This is a genomic window from Streptomyces sp. NEAU-W12 (assembly GCF_026242095.1).
Taxonomy (GTDB): domain Bacteria; phylum Actinomycetota; class Actinomycetes; order Streptomycetales; family Streptomycetaceae; genus Streptomyces.
On sequence record NZ_JAPJDM010000001.1, the window covers coordinates 312,864 to 337,132 of the forward strand.

Below are 24,269 nucleotides of genomic sequence, written 5' to 3' on the forward strand. Positions count from 1 at the left end.
GGTGGTTCAGCCGATCTGTGCGTTCTTGGAGACGGTCACCTGGTCGATGTCGGAGGTCCGCACGGTCACCTCGACCGTCCAGTCTCCTGCCATGGGGATCTGCACTCCGCTCGCCGACCAGTGTCCGGTGGCGAGGTGGTCGGGGATGACGGACAGCGGTCCGATGTCCTTCGCGTCGAGGGTGAGGGCGACCTTGAGTTCGGGGACGTCGAAGGCCTTGCCGTCGGTCCGCTCCACATAGACGTGCAGGTCGTTGCCGCCCACGCGGGCGGGGTCCAGGTCGATGGTGACGACGCCCCTGCCGTTCTTGCCGCCGGTGTCGAAGGGCATGTTCAGGGTCACCGCACCGGTTCCCTGGGCGGCTGAGGACGAGGGCGACGACGTGGCCGGGGAGGACGAGGCGGCCGACGCGGCCTCCTGCTCCGTGCGCCCCGGCTCGGTCTGTGTGAGCACGGTGGTGATCGCGAGCAGGACGACGGCGATACCGGCCTCGGCGAGCACGGAGCGACGCAGCCCGAAGAGGTTCGGGTCGGAGTCCCGCAGCCGCTTCTGCCGGGCGGCCGCCACGGCGGCCCGCTGCCGGGCGAGTTGCGCGGCCCGCGCGGAGTCCACGCCCGCCTTCGCCCCGGCACCGGATTCCTCCGGGCGAACATCGGCAGGCCCCGTGTCGTCCGCGCCCTTCCCCCGTTCCACCTCGGTGTCGGTGTCGGTGTCGGTGTCGGTGTCGGTGTCGGTGTCGGTGCCAGGGACGCCCCTCTCCGTACCGGTCGCCCCGCCCTTCGAGGCCGACACCGCCGCCACGGTTTCCCTCGGTTCCTCCCGGAGTGACACCGGTGCCCCGGGCTCCGCCAGTCGCGCCGTCCACCGCCGGGAGACGTACGCGATCCCGACCATGACCACCACGAGCCCGATCTTGGCGAGCAGCAACTGCCCGTACCGGGTGTCGCTGAACGCCGACCAGGAGCCGAGCTGGCGCCAGCTCTGGTAGGCCCCGGTGCCGACCAGGGCGACCACACTGCCGAACGCGAGCCGCGAGAACCGCCGGACGGCGGCCGCGTCGACCGCGGCGCCGGCAGGCGCCCGGTAGAGCGCGACGAGCAGGGCGGTGAGCCCGCCGAGCCAGGTGGCGACGGCCAGCAGGTGGACGACGTCGACCGGCATCGCGATGCCCGGCTGGAGTCCTTGGGAGGCGTGCTCGGACATGGCCCAGCTCGCGGCGAGCCCGGCCGACACGACCGTCCCGCCGATCGCGAGCCCGAAGGACAGGTCCCGCTTCTCCTCGTCGTTCTGCTCGTACCGGGCGGCACCGAACAGCACCGCGATGAACAGCGCCGCCGCGGCGAGCAGCAGCAGCCGTGACACGAGAGCCGCGCCGGTCTTGGTCTGCAGCACCTCGCTGAGCAGCGTCAGGTCGAAGACGTCGGCGACCTTCCCGGAACTCGTGTAGGAACCGCGCAGGAGCAGCAGTGCGAGAGTGGCCGCGGTGAGCGTGAGCCACCCGGAGACGACCAGCCGCTGCACCGCCCGTACGCCGGAGCCGTGCCGCCAGCAGGCGAGCACGAAGGCGGCTCCGCCGACCATGACCACGAACCCGGCGTACGACAGGTACCGTCCGATGCCGTACAGCGAGCCCACCAGTCCGTCGTCGGAGGCCTGGACGGTGGCATCGACGGAGGTCTCCGAGGGGGCCCCGACGGAGAAGGTGAAGGCGCCGGCGACGGGGTGGCTGTCCGCGGACACCACCTGGTAGGTGACGGTATAGGTGCCGTCGGGCAGCCCACCGAGGAGCCGCACGGTGTACGTGGTGCCGCTCGCGACGGCCGGGTCGCCCTTGTCGACCCGCTCGCCCTTGGGGTCGAGGACGCGCAGGGCGTCGTCGCTCACCGCGACCGGTTCGGAGAAGGTGAGCGAGACCCGGGCGGGGGCCTGGTCGACCACCGTCCCCTGCTGGGGATCGCTGCCGGTCAGCGCGGCGTGCGCGGAGGCGGGAGCGGCCCCGGCGAGGAGCGCGCCGGTGACGGCCAGGAACAGCAGCACCAGGATCCGGACGCGGGGGACGGTGGTCTGGGTCACAGGGGTTTCTCCCTCAGTGTCCGTGCTTCGGTGTGTAGGTGGCGGGCTTCACCGGAATCTCGACCGTTACGGGGTCGGAGTGGGCGAAGCGCAGCTCGACGGAGACCTTCTGGCCCTGCTTCGGCCGCTGCTTCAGCTGCTCGAACATCAGATGGTTGCCGCCGCTCTCGAGCACGAGGCTGCCGTGGGCCGGAATGTCGAGCGCGTCGGCCTCCTGCATGGCCCCGTCGACGGTCTCGTGCACGGTGACGCGGCCGGCGGCGTCACTGCCGACCGAGGTCAGCTGGTCGGCCGCGCCGCCCTTGTTGCTGATGACGAGAAAGCCGGCCGCCATGTCCGACACCGGCTGCGGCATGTAGGCGGAGCCGACGGACAGGTCCGCCTCGCCACCCGAGCCCGGGCTGTCCGGGTCCGAGCCGCCACAGCCGGCCAGGGTCAGCGCCCCGGTGAGGGCCACCGTCGCGAGGCCGTGCGGCCTGCCGAGGAGCCGTCTCCAGGGAGGCCGCCTCTCTGTGAGCCGCTTTCCTTCAGGCCGGTTCACGGGTTCTCACCCTTGATGATCTTGGGGAGGTCCGCGGTGTAGTCCTCGACGGTGGCGTCCTCGCCGTAGAGGAGGTAGCCGCCGTCGGTCTTCGGGGAGAAGGCGATGACCTGGGTTCCGTGGTCGGAGACGACCTGGCCCTTGTCGTCCTTGCGCGGCGCGTCGATCGAGATGCCGAGGGTGCGGGCGCCGGCCTGGATCGTGTCGAAGTCCCCGGTCAGGCCGACGACCTGGGAGTCGATGCCCTTGAGCCACTTGCCGAGCGCGGCGGAGGTGTCCCGCTCGGGGTCGGTGGTGACGAACACGATCCGCAGCTCGTCCTGCTGTTCCTGGGGCAGTTGCTTCTTGGCCACCGCGAGGTTGTTCATGGTCAGGGGGCAGACGTCGGGGCAGTGCGTGTAGCCGAAGTAGACCAGCGTGGGCTTGCCGGCGGTCTCCGCACGGAAGTCGTACTCCTTGCCCTGCGTGTCGGTGAGGACGAGGTCCGGCTTCTCGAACGGGTTGTCGAGGGCGGTGGCCGCCTTCTCCGCGCCGGCCTCCTCGGAGACCACGGCGATGGGGCTGTCGTTGTTGCTGTCGCCGCTGCCGCAGGCGGAGAGGGTCAGGGTGGCGGCGGCGAGCAGGGCCGCCGTGAGGGTCTTCTTGCGCATGATGAGGTCCAGAAGGTAGGTGCTCCGGCGCGCACCGGGGTTCCACGGGGCCGTGGGCGGCCCCGGTGCGCGCCGTTGAACAGGGGGGTGTTCAGGCGTCGGCGCGTCGGCGCCCGGCGAGTACGCCGTAGGCGACGCCCGCGGCGCCGACCACGATGCCGACGACGCCCAGGACCCGGGCGGTGGTGTCCGTGCCGCCCGCGTCGTCGGAGCCGGCCGCCGCGGTGCTCTCCGCGGAGGCGTTCTCGGCGTTCTCGTCGGCCTTGGCGCCCTCGGCCTCGCCGTCCGACGCGCCGTGCGTGTGACCGTCGGCGGAGGTCTCGGCCAGAACGAGCACGGGGGCCGGGAAGTCGGGCTCCTCCTGATCCTCCTGAGGCACCTCGATCCAGCGGACGACCTCCTTGTTGGAGTACGTCTGCAGTGCCTTGAAGACCAGTTCGTCGGCGTCCTCGGGCAGGGTGCCGACGGACACCGGGAACTTCTGGAAGAAGCCCGGCTCGATGCCGTCGTCATCGTCGGCGGTCCAGGTGACCCGGGTGACGGCCTCGTCGATCTTCTTGCCGTGCATCTCCAGCGGCTTGTCCAACTTGGACTTGGTGATCTTGATGTCCCAGCCGTCGACCGGCTGCGGCATCACGGAGGCCAGCGGGTGGTCGGTGGGGAACGTCACCTCGAGCTTGGTCGTCGACGCGTTGTCGCGCTCGTTGGGGACCTTGAAGTCCACGACGGCGTAACCGCCCTTGGCCGCCTCGCCCTCGGGTTGCACGCTGACGTGGGCGAAGGCGGGGGCGGACAAGGTGAGGACGGCGACACCGGCGACAGCGCCGACGGCGGCGATACGGGAAGCCTTCATGGCAGAAGCACTCCGCTTCAGTTGGGTTTCGCTGACGGTGAGGGATCCGCGTACGGGCGTACGTCCCCGCCGGTGGCCGGCTGCCGGGCCGCAGTCGGCCCGCTCGCGCGAAAGAAGGACGAGCGGAGCAGGCGGGGACGTGCGCGGGGGAACACGCGGGAAAGCGGACGCGCACGCGCGTGCCGTACCGCACGCCGGCGCCCCTCTCCCGTCCGGAGGTCCGGCGGTGGCGGAGTGGTGGCCCGGTCGCGTCAGGCGGCGAGGGCGAGTGCGGTACCGGCCGGGGGCGGGCCCCGGCGGATCACCGTGTGCTGGAGTGCGGTGATCCGGGGCGTGGGCGGCACGGTCGGTACGGTGCGCAGCCGGCGCGGGGTCTCTCGGGGAGCTCCCGGCAGACCTGCGTGCAGGGCAAGGACCAGGATGAGCGCCACGCGGAGGGACCGTACGAGGGCGCCCTCGGCGACGCCGTGCACCGACAGTTCGGTGAGCCGCAGCAACGCCAGGTCGCCGCGGCGCAGCAGCCAGCCGGTGGCGAAAGCCGCGAGGACGTGGACGAGCAGCATCGGCAGGGACGGCAGCAGCGGCACCGCCGAGCCCGCGGCCGAAGGGTCCGCGGCCAGGGACAGGACGCCCTCCTGGGCGCCCCCCGGGTGGGACCCGCCGACCGCGCTCTCCGTGCCGGTCGTGTCGGGGTGGATCCGGGCGTCGGTGAGGATGCGCCGAGCCTGTGCGGGGCTGAGGGCCGCCGTGCCGGCACCGCACATCAGCCGGGCCGCCTGCTCGATCAGCGAGGCGTCGGACCCGGACCCGGAAGACGACGCGGCCGACGACACGTTCGCGGTGGTCGCGACGCCGTGCTGGCCGATGCCGAACACGGTGTGCAGCACCGCCTGGCCCACTGCCAGCAGGGCGGCGATACCGGGCAGGGACCGCGCACGTCCGGCGAGGGGCAGCACGGCCGCGAACGCCCCGAGGAATCCGACGCCCAGCGTCCACAGCGGAACGGCGGCGTGGGAGGCGAGTGTGTGACCTGCCCCGGCCAGCACGACACAGACCGCGGCGAACACCGCGGCCCGCGGCATCCGGAGCCCGCGTCCGGAGCGCATCGTGTGCGGGTGGGGGGCAGTCATGGCGGGCTCATCATCGCACTGGGCCTCCGGCTGCCGTACGGCAGGTCCGCAAGGAGAGCTACGGCCGGAAGGTCACTTCTGTGACGTGACGTCCCGTATACACCGATCGGCCTCGTGGCGCACCCGCCATATGGGGGTTATCACGTCAGCGGGACGCTTACAAGCGTGTACGCAGGGCAATAGGTAACGGTATGTCGAGCCGCGGCCGGGAGGCTGGAGCATGAGCATCTGGTGGTCACTCCATCTGCGCCGTGATGCTGCGAGCGTGCCGCTCGCGCGTCGCCTCCTTCTCGGCGCGATGGAGACCGCGGGCGTCGACCCCGACATCTCCTACGACCTGTCCGTCGCTCTCACCGAGGCCTGTGCGAACGCCGTCGAGCACGGTGGGGGCACCGTCCGGGGCGGGTTCACCGAGGCGTACCGGGTGACCGCCTATCTCGAGGGCGAGAAGTGCCGTATCGAGGTCGCCGACGCGGGCCCCGGCTTTCCCGCCGTGGCCGGCGGCCGCACCCACCCACCGGTCCGCCCCGCGCCGTACGACGCGGAGCACGGCCGAGGTCTCTGCCTCATCCAGGAGCTCGCCGACCACGTCCACATCGGCAACAAACCCGGTCGGGGCGGCGCCGTGGTGAGTTTCGACAAGATCCTCAAATGGCGGAAGGGCGCGCCGCTGATGGCGGTGTGACCCCACCGCCCGTTCGCACCGAATCCGCCCGCACCGAATCGGCTCACAGCGCGCCCGACCGCACCGGACCCCCAGCGCACTGCGGCCGGCACCCCTCTCGGGTGCCGGCCGCAGTGCGCGTGCGCGCATCAGCTCACCGGTCGACCGCTCAAGCGGTTCATCGGCATCTCGAGAGCGTCTCAAGAACCCCTCGAGCCGTGATCAACCCTCGTGATCAGCCCTTGAGGGCCGCCATCCACGCCTCGACCTCGTCCGACCGCCTGGGCAGAGCGGCGGAGAGGTTCCGGTTGCCGTCCTCGGTCACCAGGATGTCGTCCTCGATGCGGACGCCGATGCCCCGGTACTCCTCGGGGACGGTCAGGTCGTCGGCCTGGAAGTACAGGCCCGGTTCGACCGTGAGCACCATGCCCGGCTCCAGGGTGCCGTCGACGTACGCCTCGGTGCGTGCGGCGGCGCAGTCGTGGACGTCCAGACCGAGCATGTGGCCGGTGCCGTGCAGCGTCCAGCGGCGCTGCAGACCCAGCTCCAGCACCCGCTCCACCGGACCCTCGACCAGACCCCACTCGACGAGCCGCTCGGCCAGGACCCGCTGGGCGGCGTCGTGGAAGTCGCGGTACTTGGCACCGGGCTTCACCGCCGCGATACCGGCCTCCTGGGCGTCGTACACGGCGTCGTAGATCTTCTTCTGCAGCGCGCTGTACGTGCCGTCGATCGGCAGCGTGCGCGTGACGTCCGCCGTGTAGTACGTGTGCGTCTCCACGCCGGCGTCGAGCAGCAGCAGGTCGCCGGAGCGGACCGGACCGTCGTTGCGTACCCAGTGCAGGGTGGTGGCGTGCGGGCCGGCGGCGCAGATGGAGCCGTAGCCGACGTCGTTGCCCTCGACCCGTGCGCGCAGGAAGAACGTGCCCTCGATATAGCGCTCGCTGGTGGCCTCGGCCTTGTCGAGGACCTTCACGACGTCCTCGAAGCCACGCGCGGTGGAGTCGACGGCCTTCTGCAGCTCGCCGATCTCGAAGGCGTCCTTGACCAGCCGGGCCTCGGAGAGGAAGACCCGCAGCTCCTCGTCGCGCTCGGCGGTGACCTTGTCGGTCAGCGCCGCCTCGATGCCGGTGTCGTAGCCCCGCACGACGCGCACCGGGCCGGTGGCCTCGCGCAGGGCGCCGGCCAGCTCGCGCACGTCGGCGGCGGGGATGCCGTACCGCTTCTCGGCCTCGATGAGGGAGTGGCGGCGGCCGACCCACAGCTCGCCCTGGCCGTCCAGCCAGAACTCGCCGTTCTCGCGGTTCGAGCGCGGGAGGAGGTAGATCGTCTCCTGGTGGCCGCCGGCCGTCGGCTCCAGGACGAGGACGCCGTCCTCGGTCTGGTTGCCGGTGAGGTACGTGTACTCGACCGACGCGCGGAAGGCGTACTCGGTGTCGTTGGACCGCGTCTTCAGGTTGCCCGCGGGGACGACCAGGCGCTCGCCCGGGAAGCGCGCGGACAGCGCGGCACGGCGGGCGGCGGTCTCCGTGACCTGGGGGATCGGCTGGAGGTCGTGCAGTTCGGTGTCGGCCCAGCCGTTCTTCATGTTCTCGGCCAGCTCGTCGGACACGCCGGGGTAGAGGCCGTTCTTGCGCTGCTTGACGGGCTCTTCCCCGGCAGTCTCGGCATCCGCCGCGGCTTCCGGGCCTTCGGGGCCTGTCGTCCCGGCGGCCTCGTCGAACGCGGTCGGGAGCTCTTCTGCCACAGCGGTCATCCTCCTCGGTAAGGCTCTGGACCTCCCCCAGGGTGTCGGTTTCGTCCGGGCCGGGGGACCTCCTCCATCGTACGGTTGCCGACGAAACGGTCACCGGGGGGAAGGGCCTGTTACCAAGGGCGCACGGAGGGCGACGGAAACGGGCACGGTCATGGGCACCGGCACAGAAACGGACGCCGAGCCGGCCGCGAACCGATACCGCGAGACCCGTGCTGCGGGACCGGTGCTGCGAACCGGCACCCTCCTGTTTCTCCGGTTCCTGGCCGACCGGCATCGTCTTCTTCCCGCCCCACCTCTTCCCGCTCCACTTCTTCCCGCCCCGTCGCACCCTGCCCCGGCCTGCTCCGCTCCGCGTGGCGCTGCGGCTACTCGAACCGGGCAGCCAGCAGGACGACGTCCTCCGTGGCGTCTGTCGTCTGCGCACCCTCGGGCAGCACGGTGCGCAGAATGTGGTCGGCGATCGCGCCCGGGTCGCGGCGCAGCGCCTGGGGTACCCCGGCGGCAGCCGCGTGCAACCGCGCGAAGGCGCGGTCGGTGGGGTCGCCGATGCGGTGCAGCAGTCCGTCGGTGTAGAGCAGAACCGTCTCTCCCGGTTCTGCGTGGACCTCCACGCTCGGCGCCTCCCAGCAGGCGAGCATGCCCAGGGGGGCCGAGACCGACGTCTCCACGAACTCCGTACGGCGCTCGCCGAGCAACAGCGGCGGACTGTGCCCGGCGCCGGCCAGCGTGACCCTGCGCAACGCGGGTTCGCAGTAGCCGAACAGCGCGGTGGCCGAACGGGCGGGTTCGGTGAGCCTCAGCAGCAGTTCCAGGTCGGACAGGACGGCGACCGGGTCCTCGCCCTCCATCACGGCGTAGGCGCGCAGGGACGCCCGCAGCCGCCCCATCGCGGCGACCGCGCTCGGCCCGGTCCCGGTGACCGACCCCACGGCGAGGCCGAGGGCGGCGTCCGGCAGCGGCAGCGCGTCGTACCAGTCGCCGCCGCCGTCCGGGGAGGCACGGTGCCGGGCGGCGAGCTGGACGCCGGGGATCCGGGGCAGGCGCGAGGGGAGGAGTTCCTCGGACATGGTGGCCATGGACGCACGCGTGCGCTCGAGCTCCAGGAGACGGGCGAGGTGATCGGCGGCGTAGCGGGTGTAGAGGCCGACGAGGTGCCGCTGGCGCTCCGACGGCTCGGCGGGTTCGTCGTAGAGCCACACCGCGGCGCCCAGGCGGCGCGCCGCCTGGGCCGTCTGCGGGGCGTCCGTGCCGACCGCGGCCTCGGGAGCGAGGGGCAGCGTGTAGCTCGCGGCGTAGCCGAGGCGGGCGGCGACCTCGCGGTGCCGGGGGTCGAGCCCCTTCTCGGCGAGCAGGTCGGGCACGGCGATGCCGTCGTCGGCGCCGGGCAGTCCGTCGAGGATCCTGCCGTACGGCACCGCGCTGCGCGGGATCGTCTCGATGTGGCCGAGGTCCGCGCGGGCCAGGCCGAGACCGATCGTGGTGTCCGGCCCGCGGCCGTCGGCGGGTTCCAGGACGACGAGGCCGCGTCGGGCGCCCACCAGGGCGGCGCCGGCGCGCAGCAGCTCCTGGAGTGCCTGGTCGAGGGAGCTCGTGCGGGCCAGGTGCTCGGTCAGCTCATGAAGGGTCGTGAGATCGGAGACCCATCCCGCGAGTCGGTCCTGCAGGAGCATGCCCGGGGCGTTCTGGGGGTTTGCCGGGGCAGCCGGAGAGGTACCCGTGGCAACGGGCGCGACAGTGTGTGCGGGGGCCGGAACTGTTGAATCGATTCCAGCCACTTTCGGAGGGTGCGGGGCGTTCATGGCGTCCGGCTTTCCTGCCGGTACGAACTGCTCAAGAGCATCGCAAACCCCCATGTCGTTCTGCGTCGCCGGCAGTGTCTCCACATGTACACGTTCTCGTGAGGAGATGTCCAGCATTGTCCTGCTGGGATTACTGGTGTCCGTGAGGCTGGAGGGAGTCCGGAAGGAGTTCGCCCCGCCCCCTTGTCGGAAAGGAAAATTGGCTCGAAACTAACTCGGGGGGAGGTTGATTGCGGTCGACTGGGCTCGCTCGACGGAGCGTCACAGCGGTCGTGATGGGTACGTACTCGGAGAAGGCCAGGGGTGGTGGGGAGTCACCCGGGAACCTGGTGACGGACCCGGGCGTCTTAACCACCGACGACCGTGCCCCATCCTCCCGTGGCGGAGGCGGAGAGAAACACGCGCGACGGTAAACGCCAGACTTCGCCACCCCCACGCCACCCCGTGCTTCCGATCGACGCAGTAGGGGTGGCGCGGCCGCGGAGGCAGTCCTTGTCCGGCCCGTAGGGGCTCCCCTTGCCCGGTGCAGGGGTGTGATGCGCCGACAGGTACGCACAGTAGGTACGCACAGTGCAGTGATCGACACACGGTGTGACGTGGTCCACGGTGTTCCCAGGCGTGCAACGGAAAGGAACGAGCGCTCATGCGCGAGATCCTCGGAAGGCGACGCGGCCTCCTGTCGCGGCGAGGCGACAGTGGGTCCCAGCTGATCGAAGCGGCCCTGACCTTCGCCTCGGACTGGCAGTGGCCGGTACTCCCGGGTGTGGCCACGGACCCGCAGGGCGGGTCCCGCTGTGGCTGCCCGGACCCCGAATGCACCGTGCCGGGCGCCCATCCCTTCGACCCCGGGCTCCTCGCCGCCACCACTGATGCGCGCATGGTGCGCTGGTGGTGGGGCAACCGGCCCACGGCGCCCATCGTCCTGGCCACGGGAGGCGGGGCACCCTGCGCGGTCTCCCTGCCCGCCGTGCCGGCCGCCCGTGCCCTGGTCGCCCTCGACCGGCTCGGTATGAGGCTCGGCCCGGTCGTCGCCTCGGCGGACCGTTGGTCGATCCTGGTCAAGCCGTACTCCCTGGAGCAGCTGGGCGAGCTGCTGTACGCCAAGGACTTCGTCCCCGGCTCGCTCCGCTTCCACGGTGAGGGCGGCTACCTCGCCCTGCCCCCGTCCGCCACCGGCCTGGGTGATGTCCGCTGGGAGCGCGCGCCGCTGCCCGGCTCGGCCTCGCCCTGGGTGCCCGATGTCGAGGCCGTGGTGGACGCCGTGGTCGAGGCCCTCACCGGTACGGGTGTGAGCGCGCCCGAGATGTAGGCGCTGCCGGCGTGCGTGGTGTTCCGGTACTTCCTGTCGCCGCGCGCGGCATCCGGCGGTTTCGTCGTCCCCGTGCCTTCCGGCGGAGCCTCGGCGGGATGGCCTCTCGCGGCACCGCGCACGCCGGCCGCGCAGTCGCCGGGTTCGCTGACCAGGCCCGTACGAGGGCTGTCGGTCGCCGTCGCGCTGCCGGCCTGCGCTCCGGGAGCAGCCGTTCAAGGGGGGGGCCAGTGGTCGAGGTGCGACCGTGTTCTGCGAAGAATCGCGGTCAAGCGAAGACCCGGTTGCTGGCGACGGGGGATGCACCAGCAACCGGGCTACTGGAACGGTAACAAGAGATCGGCGGTTAGCAAATTCGATCTCGGCTTTTCCGGTCACCGACTGGCTTGTCTTCACCGGGAGTTGTGGATGAAGCCGGTCACATGGATTGGGCGGTCGCACGGACCGGGCAGTCGGCGCGACCGGGAAGCGTGCCCGTGCCTCAGCTGAGGGTGACCTGGCGGTTGGTCAGGCCACCGCGTGCGCGGCGCTCGTCGCCGGTGAGCGGGGCGTCGGTGGCCAGGGCCGCGGCGAGGCGCTCGGCGAACTCGGCCGCCGGCTTCTCCACGTCCTCGGCCCCGACCCCGCTGGGCAGGTCCCAGACCGGGACGATGAGCCCGTGAGCGCGGAAGGAGCCCACGAGGCGGGTCCCCTCGCCGAGGGAGGAGCGGCCTGCCGCGTGCAGCCGCGCCAAGGCGTCCAGAAGCCGCTCCTCGGGGTGCGGCATGACCCACCGCAGATGGTTCTTCTCGGGCGTCTCGCACCAGTACGCGGAGTCCACGCCCGAGAGCTTGACGGTCGGGATGGCCGCCGCGTTGGCCCGCTCCAGGGAGGCGGCCACGTCCGGGGCGGCGTTCTCCGGGTCGGGGACCCAGAACTCGAAGCCGCTGTGCACCACCGGCTCGAACGTGCCCTCGGGGTCGAGGAGGTCCTGCAGTCGGGGTCCCTCGGCCGGAGCGCGGCGAGCCTGCACCGGGGTGCCCGGAGCGGCGGTGAGCGCCCGCTGGAGGGTGTCGGCGAGGTCGCGGCTGATGTCACCGGACGAGGTGTCGTTCTGCAGGCCGAGGAGGACCGAGCCGTCGTCACGGCGCAGCGCGGGCCAGGCCATCGGCAGCACGGTGGCCAGGGTGACCGACGGGACGCCGTCGGGCAGGCCGTCCTTGAGGGACAGCTCGGCGGTGGCCGCCGGCACCAGTTCGCGCAGCGCCACCCAGTCGCACTCGCCCGGCACTCCCTCGAACGGGCGCTGCACCAGTTCGGTCACGGCGTGTGCGGCGGCACGGCCGTGGCAGGCCTTGTAACGGCGGCCGCTGCCGCAGGGGCAGGGCTCGCGGGCGCCGACGACCGGAAAGTTCCCGTCAGCGCCTGCGGCGCGGGCTCCGTCCGTAGGCTGCGGGCGCTTGGCCTTGGTCTGGGGGCGCTTCTTGGCCATCGTGGGTGTCTCCCGGTTACGGCTCGTCTCGTACGGGCGGGAGCCTAGTCGCTCACGGCGAGGCCGAAGGGACCCTGTGGACGACGTGCCGCCCGTGGGCGACGCGCACGCGGTACGGGACCGGGGCCGCGCGAGGCCGCCGCGAGGCCACCGCGAGACAACTGGCGGCTGCCGGCTGCCGGCTGCCGGCTGCCGGAGGCCGAAGCGGCCGAGCCGACGGTGGACGACCACGCGGGGCGGCCGTGGGGGATCGCCGCGCGCGTGCGCCGGTCAGTCGAGGCGGTCGAAGGCGTCCGCGAACTCCAGGTCTGACATCTCGGGCATCTCGGACACCGTGGAGGTCGTCACCCGCGCGGCGAAGTCGTCGCGCCGGTGTCCGGCGTCCGGGTCGTACACGTCGTCGTGGACGACGACCCACACCGTGATTTCGCCCGGCACCTCGTCGCGCACGCCCCAGTCGTCGGCCAGGGCCGTGATGATGTTCAGCCCCCGGCCGCCGTGCGCGGTGACCGACGGGGTCGCCGGTGCAGGCCGGGTCGGGCCCCCGCCGTCCGTGACCTCCACGATGAGCCGACCGCGGGGATCCACCTGCCAGGCCGCGCGGATGTCGCCGTCCCCGGCCAGGGCGTCACCCAGGGGTCTGCCGTGTTTGCAGGCGTTGCTCAGCAGTTCGGAAAGGATCAGTACGGCATCGTCGATGACCGTCTCCGCCACGCCGCCGTCGCGCAACTGCAGGCGCATGCGGCGCCTTGCCTTCCCCACGTCCGCAGGGCCATGGGATACGGCCATGCTCGACGACGTGGGCACCTCCTGTGCCACCACCAACGCCACCCCCGAGACCTCCTTCGCCCCACGCCACGGTGTGAATGCCCCATGGGTCTGAACCGGAAACCGGCCCATCCGTGTGCGGTGACGCACTCGAAACAACCGAGCACGTACCGAATGCGCCGGAGCGCTCCGCGTAGTCAGATGGCTGGATTTCGTCGATGTGGCCGAGATGTGAGGATGGAGTGAGAGAGGGCCCGCGGTCAAGAGCCCTGCACGGGCAGCATGGGCGGTGCGGGCGGTGCGGGCGGTGCGGGCAGTACGGACTGCGCGGGCCGCACGGCCCCGCCCGACCGGCCGGTCCGCCCCGTGCCGCTCAACGGCCGAGCTGGTCGAGCACCGCGCGGGGGCGGTTGGTGATGATGGCGTCGACTCCGAGGGCGACACAGGCGTCCACGTCCTGGGGTTCGTTCACGGTCCACACGTGCACCTGGTGGCCGGACTGTTTCAGGCGCTCGATGTGGGCGGGGTGGCTGCGGACGATCCGGATCGAGGGGCCCGCGATCGGCACCCCTTCCGGCAGCCGCCCCTCGCGCAGGCGGGGCGAGACGAACTGCATGAGGTGGACCGTCGGCAGGGTGGGCGAGACGGCGCGCACGCGATGCAGCGACCGTGCGGAGAAACTCATCACGCGTACCGGTGACTCCTCCGGGGAACCGGGGGCGTCCAGGCCGAACCTCTTCAGCAGGAGCAGCAGCCGCTCCTCCACCTGTCCCGCCCACCGTGTGGGGTGCTTGGTCTCGATCGCCAGCTCCACCCGGCGGTCGGCGTCGGCGACGAGCTCCAGCAGTCGCTCCAGGGTGAGGACGGAGGTCGCCTCCCGGTCCTCCGGCCTGTGCTCCCAGTCGGGCTCCTCGATCCGCCCCCCGAGCGGGCCACGCGTCTTCCAGGAGCCGAAGTCCAGGGCGGACAGGTCGGACAGCTCCAGCGCCGACACCGCACCGCGGCCGTTGGACGTACGGTTGACGCGGCGGTCGTGAACGCAGACGAGGTGACCGTCCGCGGTCAGGCGTACATCGCATTCGAGCGCGTCCGCACCGTCCTCGATCGCCTTGCGATACGCGGCCAGAGTGTGCTCGGGGGCATCCTCGGAGGCTCCGCGGTGGGCGACGACCTGGGTCGGACGTTGACGTGCATGGGTCACCGCGTCATGGTGCCATCGCAAGGGGGGTACCTGCGCGGTCGTGCGGGCGGCGACGGGCAGGTCGACGCGGAGATCTGATCGGAGGCGCGGTGATGGTGCACCCTTGGTGAGTAATGCCCTGTATAAGGAAGGGCCTCGCACCCACAGGAACGGCTTATGGTGCCCTGACGGCCCATGGGAAAAGCTGACGTCATACAAAGAGGCCTGCACAGCTGAAGCGCGCCGGACCCGCCGACATGCGTGAACGAGCGTGACCGAGTGCGACCTGGAACAACAGCCGTGGATCGAGGAGAGAGAGCTGTGAGCACCGAGAACGAGGGCACCAACGAGGGCGCATCGGTACCCCCGGCCCCGTCCGTACCGCCCGCGCCGGTGGACGCTCCTGCTGCTCAGGCGCACCCGGAGCGCCAGGCTCCGGACGGGGGCAGCCCGACGACCCCCCTGCCCCCGGTCCCGCCGAACGCGCCGGGAGCGGCACAGGGCCACGGCTCGTCGCAGTACCCGGCATACGGAGGCGGCGACCACGGCGGATACGGCGAGCCGGCCGGACCTGCCGCCCGGGCCGCCCACACCGGCCAGGGCGGCTACGGCGCCCAGGACCATCCCCAAGCCGCCCCTCCGCCGGGAGCCACCTCCCCGCACGACGCCTCCTGGCCCCCGCCCCCGGCGCAGGGCACCCCGTCGTACGACGGCGGCGCCGGCCACGGCGCGGACGGCTGGGGCGCTTCCCACCAGCAGCCGCCGGCACCGAAGAAGGGCGGCAGGCGGGGCCCCCTGGTCGCCATGGCCCTGCTGGCCGCGCTGCTGGCGGGCGGTCTGGGCGGCGGCCTCGGCTACACGCTGGCCAAGAACAACGACAGCAACGGCTCGACGACCGTCTCGTCGTCGACCAGCGGCGGCAACGTCAAGCGCGACCCGGGTACGGTCGCGGGCGTGGCCGCCCAGGCGCTGCCGAGCACGGTCACCATCGAGGCGGAGAGCAGCAGCGGTGAGGGTGGGACCGGCACGGGGTTCGTGTTCGACACCCAGGGACACATCGTCACCAACAACCACGTGGTGGCGGACGCCGTGGACGGCGGCAAGGTCGCGGTGACCTTCCCGGACGGCAAGAAGTACGACGGCGAGGTGGTCGGCAACGCCCAGGGCTACGACGTCGCGGTCATCAAACTGGGGAACGCCCCCTCGGACCTGAAGCCCCTCACCCTGGGCGACTCCGACAAGGTCGCCGTAGGCGACTCGACGATCGCCATCGGCGCCCCGTTCGGCCTGTCCAACACGGTGACGACCGGCATCATCAGCGCGAAGAACCGACCGGTGGCCTCCAGCGACGGCGCCGGCAGCCAGGCTTCGTACATGAGCGCCCTGCAGACCGACGCCTCGATCAACCCGGGCAACTCCGGCGGACCTCTGCTGGACGCCCAGGGCAACGTCATCGGTATCAACTCCGCCATCCAGTCCACCAGCAACGGCGGCTTCGGCACCGGTCAGGCCGGCTCCATCGGCCTGGGCTTCGCCATCCCGATCAACCAGGCCAAGTACGTCGCCCAGGAACTGATCAAGACGGGCAAGCCGGTGTACGCCAAGATCGGCGCGTCGGTCTCCCTGGAGGAAGGCACGGGCGGGGCGAAGATCACCGACCAGGGCGCCGGCGGCTCCGAGGCGGTCGATCCCGATGGCCCCGCCGACCAGGCCGGCCTGCGGCCAGGCGACGTCATCACCAAGCTCGACGACCGCGTCATCGACTCCGGGCCGACCCTGATCGGTGAGATCTGGACCCACAAGCCGGGCGACGAGGTCACCCTCACCTACGAGCGCGACGGCAAGGAGCAGACCACGGAACTCACCCTGGGCTCCCGCATCGGCGACAGCTGATCCCACCCCGCCCGCACCGACCCGTTACCCTTGTCCCCGCACCGCCGATCACCCGGCGAGTGCGGGGAGGTGTGCCCGAGCGGCCTAAGGGAACGGTCTTGAAAACCGTCGTGGCAGCGATGTCACCGTGGGTTCAAATCCCACCGCCTCCGCGCAGGTCATAGATGTCGCAGGTCAGAGAGGGTGCCCCGTTGATCGGGGCACCCTCTCTGCGTGCACCTTGTCTCACCCTGAATCGCCGGTATCCCGCCTCTGACCAGCGCGTGCGGCCAACCTGCGGCCAGGATTCACATCGGACTGATGGAGAGTCTTCGATGCGTCTTCAGCGGCGCACCGAAAATTTCAACGCCGCGACCTCCAAGGCTGGACAACGGGCAACTGCCAGGCCGCGCCGATCGTCCTTCAGGCATGACTGTGAGTCCCGCACCGCCCCAGACTGCGCCAGACTGGCCGCACTGTGGCCACGGCGCCAACCCCGCAACTGCCGGTTGCCGCGGCGTCCGCGTCGATGGATACACCGCGTGCCTGGCCCATCTGGCCGAGGCCGACCGCGCTGCCTACCTGACCAGCCTGTCGCCCGGCGCTGATCTCGACCATCGTGGCACCCCCTTTACCCCAGAGCTACTAGACCGGTTACTTGACGCCCTGCGCGCCCCCAGCACCCGACGTCCTCAACTTGGTACCGCCAGATTTGACGGGGCGATCTTCACCGGTATCGCCTGGTTCGACAGGGTGGCCTTTACCGGCGATGCCTGGTTCGACGGGGTGACCTTCACCGACGTCGCCAGGTTCGGCGGGGTGACCTTTACCAGCGATGCGGGGTTCAGCGGGGCAACCTTTACCGGCGATGCCTGGTTCGGTGAGGCGTCCTTCACCGGCGTCGCCAGGTTCGGCGGGGTGGCCTTTACCGGCGATTCCTGGTTCAGCGGGGTGACCTTTACTGGCGATGCCAGGTTCGACGGGGTGACCTTTACTGGCGATGCCTGGTTCGATAAGGCGTCCTTCACCGGCATCGCCGGGTTCGTCAATGCGTCCTTCACCAGCGCCGTCGGGTTCTGCGAGACGTCCTTCACCGGCGACGCCAGGTTCGGCGGGGCACGGTTCGAGATGGCGTCGTATCTGGGGCCGCTGGTGTGCGGTGAGCGGGTGGTGTTGGACGGTGTGCTCTTCCAGCAGCCTGTGACGGTGGAGATGGCTGCTCATCGGGTGAGCTGTGCGCGCACCCGGTGGGCGTCGACCGCCACGCTGCACCTGCGCTACGCCGAGCTGGACCTGAGGGACGCGGTCTTTGAGTACCCGGTGGTGGTCTCCGCCCGCCCCTACCCCTTTCTCCGTGCTGGATCGGATGACCCGCTGCCGGAGACAGAGCTGTCCGGCCGGGAGCCCGGTGTGCGCCTGGCGTCGGTGGGTGGGGTGGATGCCGCACACCTGGCACTGCACGACGTCGACCTGAGCGGATGCCGATTCGCCGGGGCGGTCCACCTCGACCAACTGAGAGTGGATGGCTGGTGCACCTTCGCCACCACCCCCACCGGCTGGAACCGGTACTTCCCTTGGCAGTGGAGCCGGCGCAACACGCTGACCGAAGAGCATCACTGGCGGGTGCGCACTGCCCGCTACCCCGAGACGGCCGTCACCCGTGGCTGGACGCCAGCGCCGCAGGACGCCCCTGAGCTGAAGCCGGCTGCGGTGGCGGCACTGTACCGGCAGCTGCGCAAGTCCCTGGAGGACGGTAAGAACGAGCCGGACGCCGCCGACTTCTACTACGGCGAATGCGAGATGCGCCGCCACGACACCACCCGACCTCGGGGAGAGAGGGTACTGCTGACCGCCTACTGGGCGCTATCCGGCTACGGACTGCGCGCCACCCGCGCCCTGGCCTGGTTGGTGGCCGCTATGGCCACCACGATTGCTGTGATGGTGCTGTGGGGCCTGCCCGCCGACGACCCGAAACCGCAGACCACCGGCCAACAGGTCCAGGCCGGGCAGAACCTCGTCCTCACCACCGACACCCCCGACCCACGCAACCCCACCGGCCCGTGGACCGAACGCATCACCACCGAGCGGTTCGAGAAGGCGCTGCGCGTGGTGATCAACTCGGTGGTCTTCCGCTCCTCCGGCCAGGACCTGACCACCGCCGGCACCTACACCGAGATGACCTCCCGCCTCGCCGAACCTGTTCTCCTCGGACTCGCGGTCCTGGCCGTCCGCAGCCGCGTCAAACGCTGACCACCGCGCACACCGCACAGGAGACCGCAGACACCACGGCCACCAAGCGCTGAAGAGATCGGTGCGCTCGCACCATCCCGATCGCCGCACGGAAGATTTCAGTGCCCAGGTCACAGCCCCACCCACTGAAATCTTCCGTGCGGCCCGACAGTTCACGGCACCTCGGCCCCGCCCTCGTGCTCCGCCAGACCTTGCTCGATCAGGGCGTTCATCCTGTCCTCCTCGCCGTCCAGCACCTTGGCGTAGTAGTGCTGGAGGACGGCGACGCTCTGCCCGGCACGGCGGGCCGTCTCGGCCAGGCTCACTCCGGAACGGAGCCAGAACGACACGCACGCGTGCCGCAGGTCGTAGGGGATGGCGGCCAGCGGAGAGGCGACCTGTGCGGGGGTGAGCGCCTTCCGGCGAGCGGGTCTGCCGCACGATCGGGTGACATCTGAACTGGCTTGCCCTGCAGGGCAGGTGGGAAGGATGTCGCTGTGCCCAAGCCTTATCCGGAGGAGTTCCGCCAGGACGTCGTGCGGGTCGCGAGGAACCGCGACCCCGGTGTGACGATCGAGCAGGTGGCCACCGACTTCGGAGTCCATCCGATGACGTTGTGGAAGTGGATGCGCCGCGCGGACATCGACGAGGACGCCAAGCCCGGAGTGAGCAGTCAGGAGAGTGCGGAACTGCGGGACGCGCGTCGGCGGATCAAGCTGCTGGAGCAGGAGAACGAGGTCCTGCGCCGGGCCGCGGCCTACCTGTCCCAGGCGAACCTGCCGGGAAAAGGATCTACCCGCTCGTGAAAGAGCTGGCCGGAGACGGAGTTCCCGTCACGGTCACGTGCCGGGTCCTCAAGCTCGCCAGGCAGCCCTACTACCGCTGGCTCGACAAGCCGCTGACCGATGCCGTGCTCACCGAGGCGTATCGCGCGAACGCGCTGTTCGACGCCCACCGGGACGACCCGGAGTTCGGCTACCGCTTCCTGGCCGGCGAAGCGCGCGGCGCCGGGGCCGTGATGGCGGACCGGACCGCGTGGCGGATCTGCCGGGACAACCGCTGGTGGAGCGTGTTCGGCAAGAAGCGCGGCAAAGAAAAGAAGGCCGGCCCGCCGGTCCACGACGACCTCGTCAACCGCACCTTCAGCGCGGACGGCCCCAACCAGCTGTGGTTCGCCGACATCACCGAACACGCCACCGGGGAGGGCAAGCTGTATCTCTGCGCGGTCAAGGATGTCTTCAGCAACAGGATCGTGGGCTACTCCATCGACGCAAGAATGAAGTCCCGTCTTGCCGTGACCGCCCTGGACAGTGCCGTGGCCCGGCGCGGCCCGGTCGACGGATGCATCCTGCACAGCGACAGAGGGTCCCAATTCCACGCACGAAACTTCGTCCGAGCTTTCGACCGCCACCGGATGACCGGTTCGATGGGCAGAGTCGGAGCGGCCGGCGACAACGCGGCCATGGAGTCCTTCTTCAGCCTGCTGCAGAAGAACGTCCTCGACCGCCGCGCCTGGGCCACCCGCGAGGAACTGCGGATCGCGATCGTGACCTGGATCGAAAGGACCTACCACCGACGCCGCAGACAAGCCGGACTCGGCCGGCTGACCCCCGTCGAATACGAAATCGTCATGACCACACCGGCCCTCCAGGCCGCGTGACAGAACCTGTCACCCAAAGGTGCAGCAGACCCTAGATATACTTAGAAGTCGGCAGTCTGACGTCCGTGACTGACATCAACATCGGCGGTCCTGTACGACTATCGCCACAGGCTAGTGAGCTACCTCAACAGCCAGACGGTCACTGTTACGAGAGTGTGGAGATGGCAGATTGAGCTACCCCTACGAGCTGGATGACGAGACACTTTGGGACGCGGGCTCCCACAGTGGTCGGCTCTTCTTCTCCCTTACGCAGAGCGCAGCGGCGTATCTGGAGCGGCCGAGCGGCTTGATCGAAAACGACCGCCTAGGCGGCTGTGACGTAGATCTTCCGGCGTTCCGGACGTTCGCGGAGGGTCTATACGACGCCTACTCTCGGACCAACAGTGCGGTGCTGCAAGGACTGTGGCGCGGCTTGCTGGTCACGTCTCTCGTTCTCCTGGACATGGCGGGGTCATCCATCACGCTGAGCGCCGAACACGAGGAATCTCTGAAGAGCGAGATGGCCTCCTTCGGACGCTCTATGGGGGCTGCGAATTGGAGGCAGTACAGCAGCGCCGTACCCAACCCCGGCAACTGATCCAGTCCGATAGCGTCTCTCCGGGGCTCAGAGTGGTCGGCGCAGCCACCGATGACCGATCCGGCTAGAGCTACGGATCGGACCAACTGTTGCCCGTGCCACAACCGCGCCAGATCGGGCGGGGAGCCACGGGGAACTGCGGTTGCCGAGAGTGCATCGAGCCCGCGTCCGTTGAAGTCGGCATGCCGCAGGTCAGGCACCAACTCGCCCCACCGCTCTCCTAAAGCGGTGCTCATCTCGGTATGACGAGGCGGAGCCAGTCGGCGAGCGCGGTGAAGTCGGCGTCCGTGAGGCCCTTGACCGGGTCGACGCGGTGGAGCAGTGACGGCCCGGAATGACTGGCGTCGACCCATAGGCGGTCCATGGCGCTGATCTCGTCGTCGACCCAGATGAACGGTCGGCCGTTGGCCCACTCGACGAGGTGACGGGTTTTCCAGTGCAGGCCACGCGGGCCCTTGTCGGCGTAGGAGGCGGGCCACTCCACCATGGGCAACCTGGGCAGTCCGATACGTGGGGAGACGACCTTGTTCGCCTCCTCCATCCAGGTCGTGGCCCACATGAGATGACATCCCAGGGCTGTGAGGCGAGATCCGAGCCCAGGGTCGAGTCGCGTCAGCAGCGGGTTTCCCTGATCGCCGAACGTCGAGACGTCGGCGGCAGCGGCCTGAGGGCGACCGGACGACGCCCCGAACGGGACCAGTGGACCGTCGACGTCGAGGAAAAGGAGGGGGCGCTCCGTCGCGCTTGTCACGACGGCACGATAGCCGGTGTAGCAGGGGCGCGCCTCCCCCATTGCTGGGCCGTCCCTGGGCCGTCCGAGGTCGCTCGACAGCGGCCAATGACGACCAACGACGACCACCAGGCGCACGGGACCACTGCTCCTGAGCAGGGAAAATCCAGGTCACCAAGATCCCCGGCAAGACCCAGGGCAAGAAGAGACCCGCGAGGGAGCGAAGAGCCTTGACCATGTGAGTGGCCGCAGGACACGGCCGCCCTCGATCAGTCGCGGCTGTGCCGCGGCACAGCGTGTGCATCATGAGGCATGGGGATTGATCTGGAGCTGCACTCATCACGGCCGACTCGCAACAACTGGCGCAAGTCCCGCGCGACACTTCTGCGAAGCTCCTACGGACACGGCGACGCGCTGGCCGATGCGCTCGGCTCACTCCAGCTCCTTGGAGTACCGGGGAGGCTCACTGCCGTCGATCCGTACGGGGATACGTTGATGAACGAGCAGGAGGCCGCAGCTGCCCTCCGGGAGATCCACGGTCTGAGGCAGAGATGCGGCGATGAACGTCAGCTCGCCGCACTGGACGACCTCGCAACGATGCTGGAAGAGTGCGCGGCCGCCCCAGGAGGTTACTTGTGGTTCGCGGGCGACTGAAGCTCGTGCCACGTCCGCTGTGTGAGTGTCTGACTGAGTGACAACGCCCACGCACAACGGCGAACAAGCGCGGACGTCTGCGGACCATCAGCGCAGGTGAGAGCTGCACCAGTTCCAGGCAGAGCCCTCACCCAGGTTGCTTCGGGACGAAGAGGTCGTCGGGCCTTCCGTAGCGGTTAGCCGTCCAGTCGTAGCTGGCAGCCTGAGCGGTACTCACCCAGCTTCCGCGGCCATCCTCTGGCCAAGATGGGCCGGACCAAGCGAGTGAACCATCCTAAGTCGCAGGTCAAAGCCCCTCTGGCCGCGGGAATCAGGCTGGTCTTGAAAACCGTCGTGGCAGCGATGTCACCGTGGGTTCAAATCCCACCGCCTCCGCGCTGAGAACAGCGAGAACGGCCTCTGACCCGGGTAGTTGGTCAGGGGCCGTTGTGCTGCCCGCTGATCACCGTGTCTCCCCCGTGGCCCCCCGCTCGATCGGGTGCGGAAGGGGGCAGGGTGCCGCGGTACGTCCGCCGGATGTGTCCGCCGGATGTGCGTGACCAGCGCACTCTTCTGGATGCTCGCGAGCGACGCCTCCTCAGCGGTCGCCTGCCGTGGCTCGGGCCGCTCCACGGCATGGCTGACGGTGATGCCGCTCGGCCACGAGGTTCACGGGGTCCGCTCCGGCCGGTCGACTCCGACGGGCCGGAGCCAGGCCCCGGCATGAATGCTCACGCTCGTACCAGGGCGGGCGCTTGCTGTGTCCGGGTGAAGAGGGGCCGACAGCTCCGGCGCCTCGTCGTGGGCGACACCATCTGGTACGGGGCGGTCCGGCAGAAGGCGAAGCCGGCCCATGAGGGCTGGCGCCTGACGCTTTCCCTCCACCGCGAGGACCGGCGGCACCGACTGGCTCTGATCTTTCGTCCGGACTCGGATCGGGTCGTCTCGAGCTGCTGCTTCGAGTCCGGAGCCGCGGTGCGCTTCCCGGCCCGGAGCTGTCTCAGTCTCTACGGACCGGGAACCGCCCGGCGTCTTCTGGATGCGGCTGTGCCGACCTTGGGCCTCTTCGCGTCCGAGCAGGTGATCGAAGTGGAGGGATGGCAGTACTTCGGTGCGGTCGTGGAGTCGGCGCGGAGGCGTGAAAGGGATCCTATGGGCAGATCGAGCAGAGGCGGCCGAAGAACGCCACGAGGCGCGCGGGTGGGGCAATGCGTGTGCGCGGGATCGGGGAGTTTTTTGGCCGCCTTTTTCGGCGTTGCCGAGGTGATGTCAGAGGCCTTGCCCCAATGTCTCCTTGATGCCGCCGATGAGGGAGCCGAGAACGTTACCCGTGGAGTCGAGACCGGCCTTTTCCTGCGAGGCCTCCTGAGGCTGAGGCCCTGAGTCCGTGGGTGCGGCGACCGAGGTACCCACGGCGAAGAATCCCGCGGTGACAAGGCCGGTGAGGACAATGGCGACGCGACGAATCATTTTCATCTCCTTACGCTGGGTGACGAGTTGATGACGGATCGTATCAGGCTGCGTGCTGGAAACGGGAAAGCCTCAAAGGGTTTCGTCGTCACCGGCCTGTGTGAACCGCCCTGACGACATCGCGCATTCAAGGCCGACGACGTCTGTGTCCGGCCGGCCGGAAAGCGCGTCGAGACCGAAGGGGACCGGTGGTCCACCCCTGAGCTGGGGCGGGCCACGTTCGTCGACGGTGGGTACTGGCCGACCCGCCTCCGTCGGACCGCGGCCCAAGCGAAAGACGCAGACGTCATACCGGCAGCTCCGCCCACTTTCCGGTCGGCGTGTGCGGATATGCGGTCAGGAGGCCGCTCGTAGCAGACGGAGTTGGCCGATTTCTGTTGCGTTCTTCAGGAGCTCGGTGTTCACCCAGGCAATCGTGTGGGCCAGGGTGTACGCCGAGGCGTCCGGCCCCGGCCATGGGAAGGGCGCCCTGGTGTCCAGGCCGGTGTCGGTGAGGCTGTTCAGGGTCGTGAGCCACTCCGTCCTCAGGTCGCGCAACCACTGGACGGTCGTCGGCCCTTCGCCGGGCCAGGTGATGTCGGTCCGTTCCCGGGGCGGGCGCCCGCGCGCGTGGTCCAGGGTCACGCTCCACCACCAGCCGATGTGCCAGCTGATCCAGGCGATGGTGGGGACGGGGACGGGGTCGGGCTCGGTCTCCGCCCAGTCCGGTACCCAGGTCCCGTCGGCGGAACGGTGCATCGTCCAGCAGTGGGCGGCGGGCTCCCACAGGAAGTCGTCCGGCTCCAGTCGCTCCAGGTGGTACTCGAACAGGGACCAGGTCAGTTCGAACTGCCATCGCAGCAGTTCTGTTCGCGACACAGGGGCGGGGGTGTTCATTCGAGGGCTTTCCAGGGGTGTGCGGGGT

Annotated in this window: 21 protein-coding genes, 1 tRNA gene and 1 pseudogene; 8 read left to right on the plus strand and 15 right to left on the minus strand. The window is 70.1% G+C overall.

Annotated features, from left to right (window positions below; genetic code table 11):
- Nucleotides 1-6: 6 nt before the first annotated feature.
- The 5 genes from ORI94_RS01375 to ORI94_RS01395 form a co-directional block, all read right to left on the minus strand.
- Nucleotides 7-2,073 carry a copper resistance CopC/CopD family protein gene (locus ORI94_RS01375; RefSeq protein WP_266071808.1) on the minus strand — a complete coding sequence of 689 codons (2,067 nt, stop codon included), beginning with the start codon at nt 2,071-2,073 and terminating at the stop codon, nt 7-9.
- Nucleotides 2,074-2,086: 13 nt separating this feature from the next.
- Nucleotides 2,087-2,530: a copper chaperone PCu(A)C gene (locus ORI94_RS01380; protein ID WP_266071809.1), complete on the minus strand. Its 444-nt coding sequence runs from the start codon at nt 2,528-2,530 to the stop codon at nt 2,087-2,089.
- A gap of 80 nt (nt 2,531-2,610) precedes the next feature.
- Entirely contained in the window at nt 2,611-3,264 is a 654-nt protein-coding gene (locus ORI94_RS01385) for an SCO family protein (RefSeq protein ID WP_266071810.1), read from the minus strand.
- 91 nt (nt 3,265-3,355) lie between these two features.
- Nucleotides 3,356-4,117, minus strand: a complete 762-nt coding sequence (locus ORI94_RS01390) for a YcnI family protein (RefSeq protein ID WP_266071811.1) — start codon at nt 4,115-4,117, stop codon at nt 3,356-3,358.
- Nucleotides 4,118-4,368: 251 nt separating this feature from the next.
- Nucleotides 4,369-5,247, minus strand: a complete 879-nt coding sequence (locus tag ORI94_RS01395; protein ID WP_266071812.1) for a hypothetical protein — start codon at nt 5,245-5,247, stop codon at nt 4,369-4,371.
- Between the two features lie 220 nt (nt 5,248-5,467).
- Between ORI94_RS01395 and ORI94_RS01400 the strand changes: the two genes are divergently transcribed.
- Complete coding sequence (locus ORI94_RS01400; protein WP_266071813.1) at nt 5,468-5,932, plus strand: ATP-binding protein; 465 nt, start codon at nt 5,468-5,470, stop codon at nt 5,930-5,932.
- Between the two features lie 214 nt (nt 5,933-6,146).
- On the opposite strand, the gene ORI94_RS01405 is transcribed toward ORI94_RS01400, so the two are convergent.
- Complete coding sequence (locus ORI94_RS01405; RefSeq protein ID WP_266071814.1) at nt 6,147-7,658, minus strand: aminopeptidase P family protein; 1,512 nt, start codon at nt 7,656-7,658, stop codon at nt 6,147-6,149.
- 374 nt (nt 7,659-8,032) lie between these two features.
- Nucleotides 8,033-9,583, minus strand: a complete 1,551-nt coding sequence (locus ORI94_RS01410) for a PP2C family protein-serine/threonine phosphatase (RefSeq protein ID WP_266071815.1) — start codon at nt 9,581-9,583, stop codon at nt 8,033-8,035.
- A 526-nt stretch (nt 9,584-10,109) separates the two neighbouring features.
- Here ORI94_RS01410 and ORI94_RS01415 point away from each other — a divergent pair.
- Nucleotides 10,110-10,775, plus strand: coding sequence for a bifunctional DNA primase/polymerase (locus ORI94_RS01415; RefSeq protein ID WP_266071816.1), 666 nt, complete (start codon nt 10,110-10,112; stop codon nt 10,773-10,775).
- Nucleotides 10,776-11,256: 481 nt separating this feature from the next.
- Here the strand turns inward: ORI94_RS01415 and ORI94_RS01420 are convergent, their stop codons facing one another.
- From ORI94_RS01420 to ORI94_RS01430, 3 genes are all read right to left on the minus strand, one after another.
- Nucleotides 11,257-12,246: a DUF5926 family protein gene (locus ORI94_RS01420; protein ID WP_266071817.1), complete on the minus strand. Its 990-nt coding sequence runs from the start codon at nt 12,244-12,246 to the stop codon at nt 11,257-11,259.
- A 270-nt stretch (nt 12,247-12,516) separates the two neighbouring features.
- Nucleotides 12,517-13,077: an ATP-binding protein gene (locus tag ORI94_RS01425; protein WP_323056014.1), complete on the minus strand. Its 561-nt coding sequence runs from the start codon at nt 13,075-13,077 to the stop codon at nt 12,517-12,519.
- Between the two features lie 310 nt (nt 13,078-13,387).
- Nucleotides 13,388-14,215 (minus strand): glycerophosphodiester phosphodiesterase, encoded by an 828-nt coding sequence (locus ORI94_RS01430; protein ID WP_266071821.1) that lies wholly within the window; start codon nt 14,213-14,215, stop codon nt 13,388-13,390.
- Nucleotides 14,216-14,515: 300 nt separating this feature from the next.
- On the opposite strand from ORI94_RS01430, the gene ORI94_RS01435 reads away from it, so the two are divergent.
- The 3 genes from ORI94_RS01435 to ORI94_RS01445 all read left to right on the plus strand — a co-directional run bounded on the left by ORI94_RS01435 (nt 14,516) and on the right by ORI94_RS01445 (nt 18,316).
- Nucleotides 14,516-16,087 carry a S1C family serine protease gene (locus tag ORI94_RS01435; RefSeq protein WP_266071823.1) on the plus strand — a complete coding sequence of 524 codons (1,572 nt, stop codon included), beginning with the start codon at nt 14,516-14,518 and terminating at the stop codon, nt 16,085-16,087.
- 65 nt (nt 16,088-16,152) lie between these two features.
- Nucleotides 16,153-16,239 (plus strand) — tRNA-Ser (locus tag ORI94_RS01440).
- A 256-nt stretch (nt 16,240-16,495) separates the two neighbouring features.
- On the plus strand, nt 16,496-18,316 hold the full coding sequence (locus tag ORI94_RS01445; protein ID WP_266071825.1) for a pentapeptide repeat-containing protein: 1,821 nt from the start codon (nt 16,496-16,498) through the stop codon (nt 18,314-18,316).
- A 152-nt stretch (nt 18,317-18,468) separates the two neighbouring features.
- Here the strand turns inward: ORI94_RS01445 and ORI94_RS35285 are convergent, their stop codons facing one another.
- Nucleotides 18,469-18,621 (minus strand): hypothetical protein, encoded by a 153-nt coding sequence (locus ORI94_RS35285; RefSeq protein ID WP_323056015.1) that lies wholly within the window; start codon nt 18,619-18,621, stop codon nt 18,469-18,471.
- 171 nt (nt 18,622-18,792) lie between these two features.
- Here ORI94_RS35285 and ORI94_RS01455 point away from each other — a divergent pair.
- Nucleotides 18,793-19,955 (plus strand): IS3 family transposase gene (locus ORI94_RS01455; protein WP_266071826.1). Its coding sequence is split into 2 segments (ribosomal slippage): nt 18,793-19,077 and nt 19,080-19,955, totalling 1,161 coding nucleotides; the frame shifts between segments, so codons are not numbered across the junction.
- Nucleotides 19,956-20,124: 169 nt separating this feature from the next.
- Complete coding sequence (locus ORI94_RS01460) at nt 20,125-20,532, plus strand: DUF6086 family protein (protein WP_266071828.1); 408 nt, start codon at nt 20,125-20,127, stop codon at nt 20,530-20,532.
- Between the two features lie 232 nt (nt 20,533-20,764).
- On the opposite strand, the gene ORI94_RS01465 is transcribed toward ORI94_RS01460, so the two are convergent.
- Nucleotides 20,765-21,283, minus strand: coding sequence for an HAD domain-containing protein (locus tag ORI94_RS01465; RefSeq protein ID WP_266071830.1), 519 nt, complete (start codon nt 21,281-21,283; stop codon nt 20,765-20,767).
- A gap of 291 nt (nt 21,284-21,574) precedes the next feature.
- Here ORI94_RS01465 and ORI94_RS01470 point away from each other — a divergent pair, with 291 nt between their 5' ends.
- On the plus strand, nt 21,575-21,916 hold the full coding sequence (locus tag ORI94_RS01470; protein ID WP_266071832.1) for a hypothetical protein: 342 nt from the start codon (nt 21,575-21,577) through the stop codon (nt 21,914-21,916).
- Between the two features lie 498 nt (nt 21,917-22,414).
- Here the strand turns inward: ORI94_RS01470 and ORI94_RS01475 are convergent.
- The 3 genes and pseudogenes from ORI94_RS01475 to ORI94_RS01485 all read right to left on the minus strand — a co-directional run.
- Nucleotides 22,415-22,583, minus strand: a pseudogene (locus ORI94_RS01475) (GntR family transcriptional regulator); the annotation flags it as partial.
- 581 nt (nt 22,584-23,164) lie between these two features.
- Nucleotides 23,165-23,365 (minus strand): hypothetical protein, encoded by a 201-nt coding sequence (locus ORI94_RS01480; protein WP_266071834.1) that lies wholly within the window; start codon nt 23,363-23,365, stop codon nt 23,165-23,167.
- Between the two features lie 336 nt (nt 23,366-23,701).
- A complete protein-coding gene (locus ORI94_RS01485; protein WP_266071836.1) occupies nt 23,702-24,241 on the minus strand; it encodes a DinB family protein in 540 nt (179 codons plus the stop codon).
- Nucleotides 24,242-24,269: the final 28 nt, after the last annotated feature.

Bases quoted from the DNA above. Each gene is read 5' to 3' on its own strand.
- ORI94_RS01385 (WP_266071810.1), bottom strand. From the start codon at position 3,264: ATGCGCAAGAAGACCCTCACGGCGGCCCTGCTCGCCGCCGCCACCCTG.
- ORI94_RS01390 (WP_266071811.1), bottom strand. From the start codon at position 4,117: ATGAAGGCTTCCCGTATCGCCGCCGTCGGCGCTGTCGCCGGTGTCGCC.
- ORI94_RS01395 (WP_266071812.1), bottom strand. From the start codon at position 5,247: ATGACTGCCCCCCACCCGCACACGATGCGCTCCGGACGCGGGCTCCGG.
- ORI94_RS01400 (WP_266071813.1), top strand. From the start codon at position 5,468: ATGAGCATCTGGTGGTCACTCCATCTGCGCCGTGATGCTGCGAGCGTG.
- ORI94_RS01410 (WP_266071815.1), bottom strand. From the start codon at position 9,583: ATGCTGGACATCTCCTCACGAGAACGTGTACATGTGGAGACACTGCCG.
- ORI94_RS01415 (WP_266071816.1), top strand. From the start codon at position 10,110: ATGCGCGAGATCCTCGGAAGGCGACGCGGCCTCCTGTCGCGGCGAGGC.
- ORI94_RS01420 (WP_266071817.1), bottom strand. From the start codon at position 12,246: ATGGCCAAGAAGCGCCCCCAGACCAAGGCCAAGCGCCCGCAGCCTACG.
- ORI94_RS01445 (WP_266071825.1), top strand. From the start codon at position 16,496: ATGACTGTGAGTCCCGCACCGCCCCAGACTGCGCCAGACTGGCCGCAC.
- ORI94_RS01470 (WP_266071832.1), top strand. From the start codon at position 21,575: ATGGGGATTGATCTGGAGCTGCACTCATCACGGCCGACTCGCAACAAC.
- ORI94_RS01480 (WP_266071834.1), bottom strand. From the start codon at position 23,365: ATGATTCGTCGCGTCGCCATTGTCCTCACCGGCCTTGTCACCGCGGGA.
- ORI94_RS01485 (WP_266071836.1), bottom strand. From the start codon at position 24,241: ATGAACACCCCCGCCCCTGTGTCGCGAACAGAACTGCTGCGATGGCAG.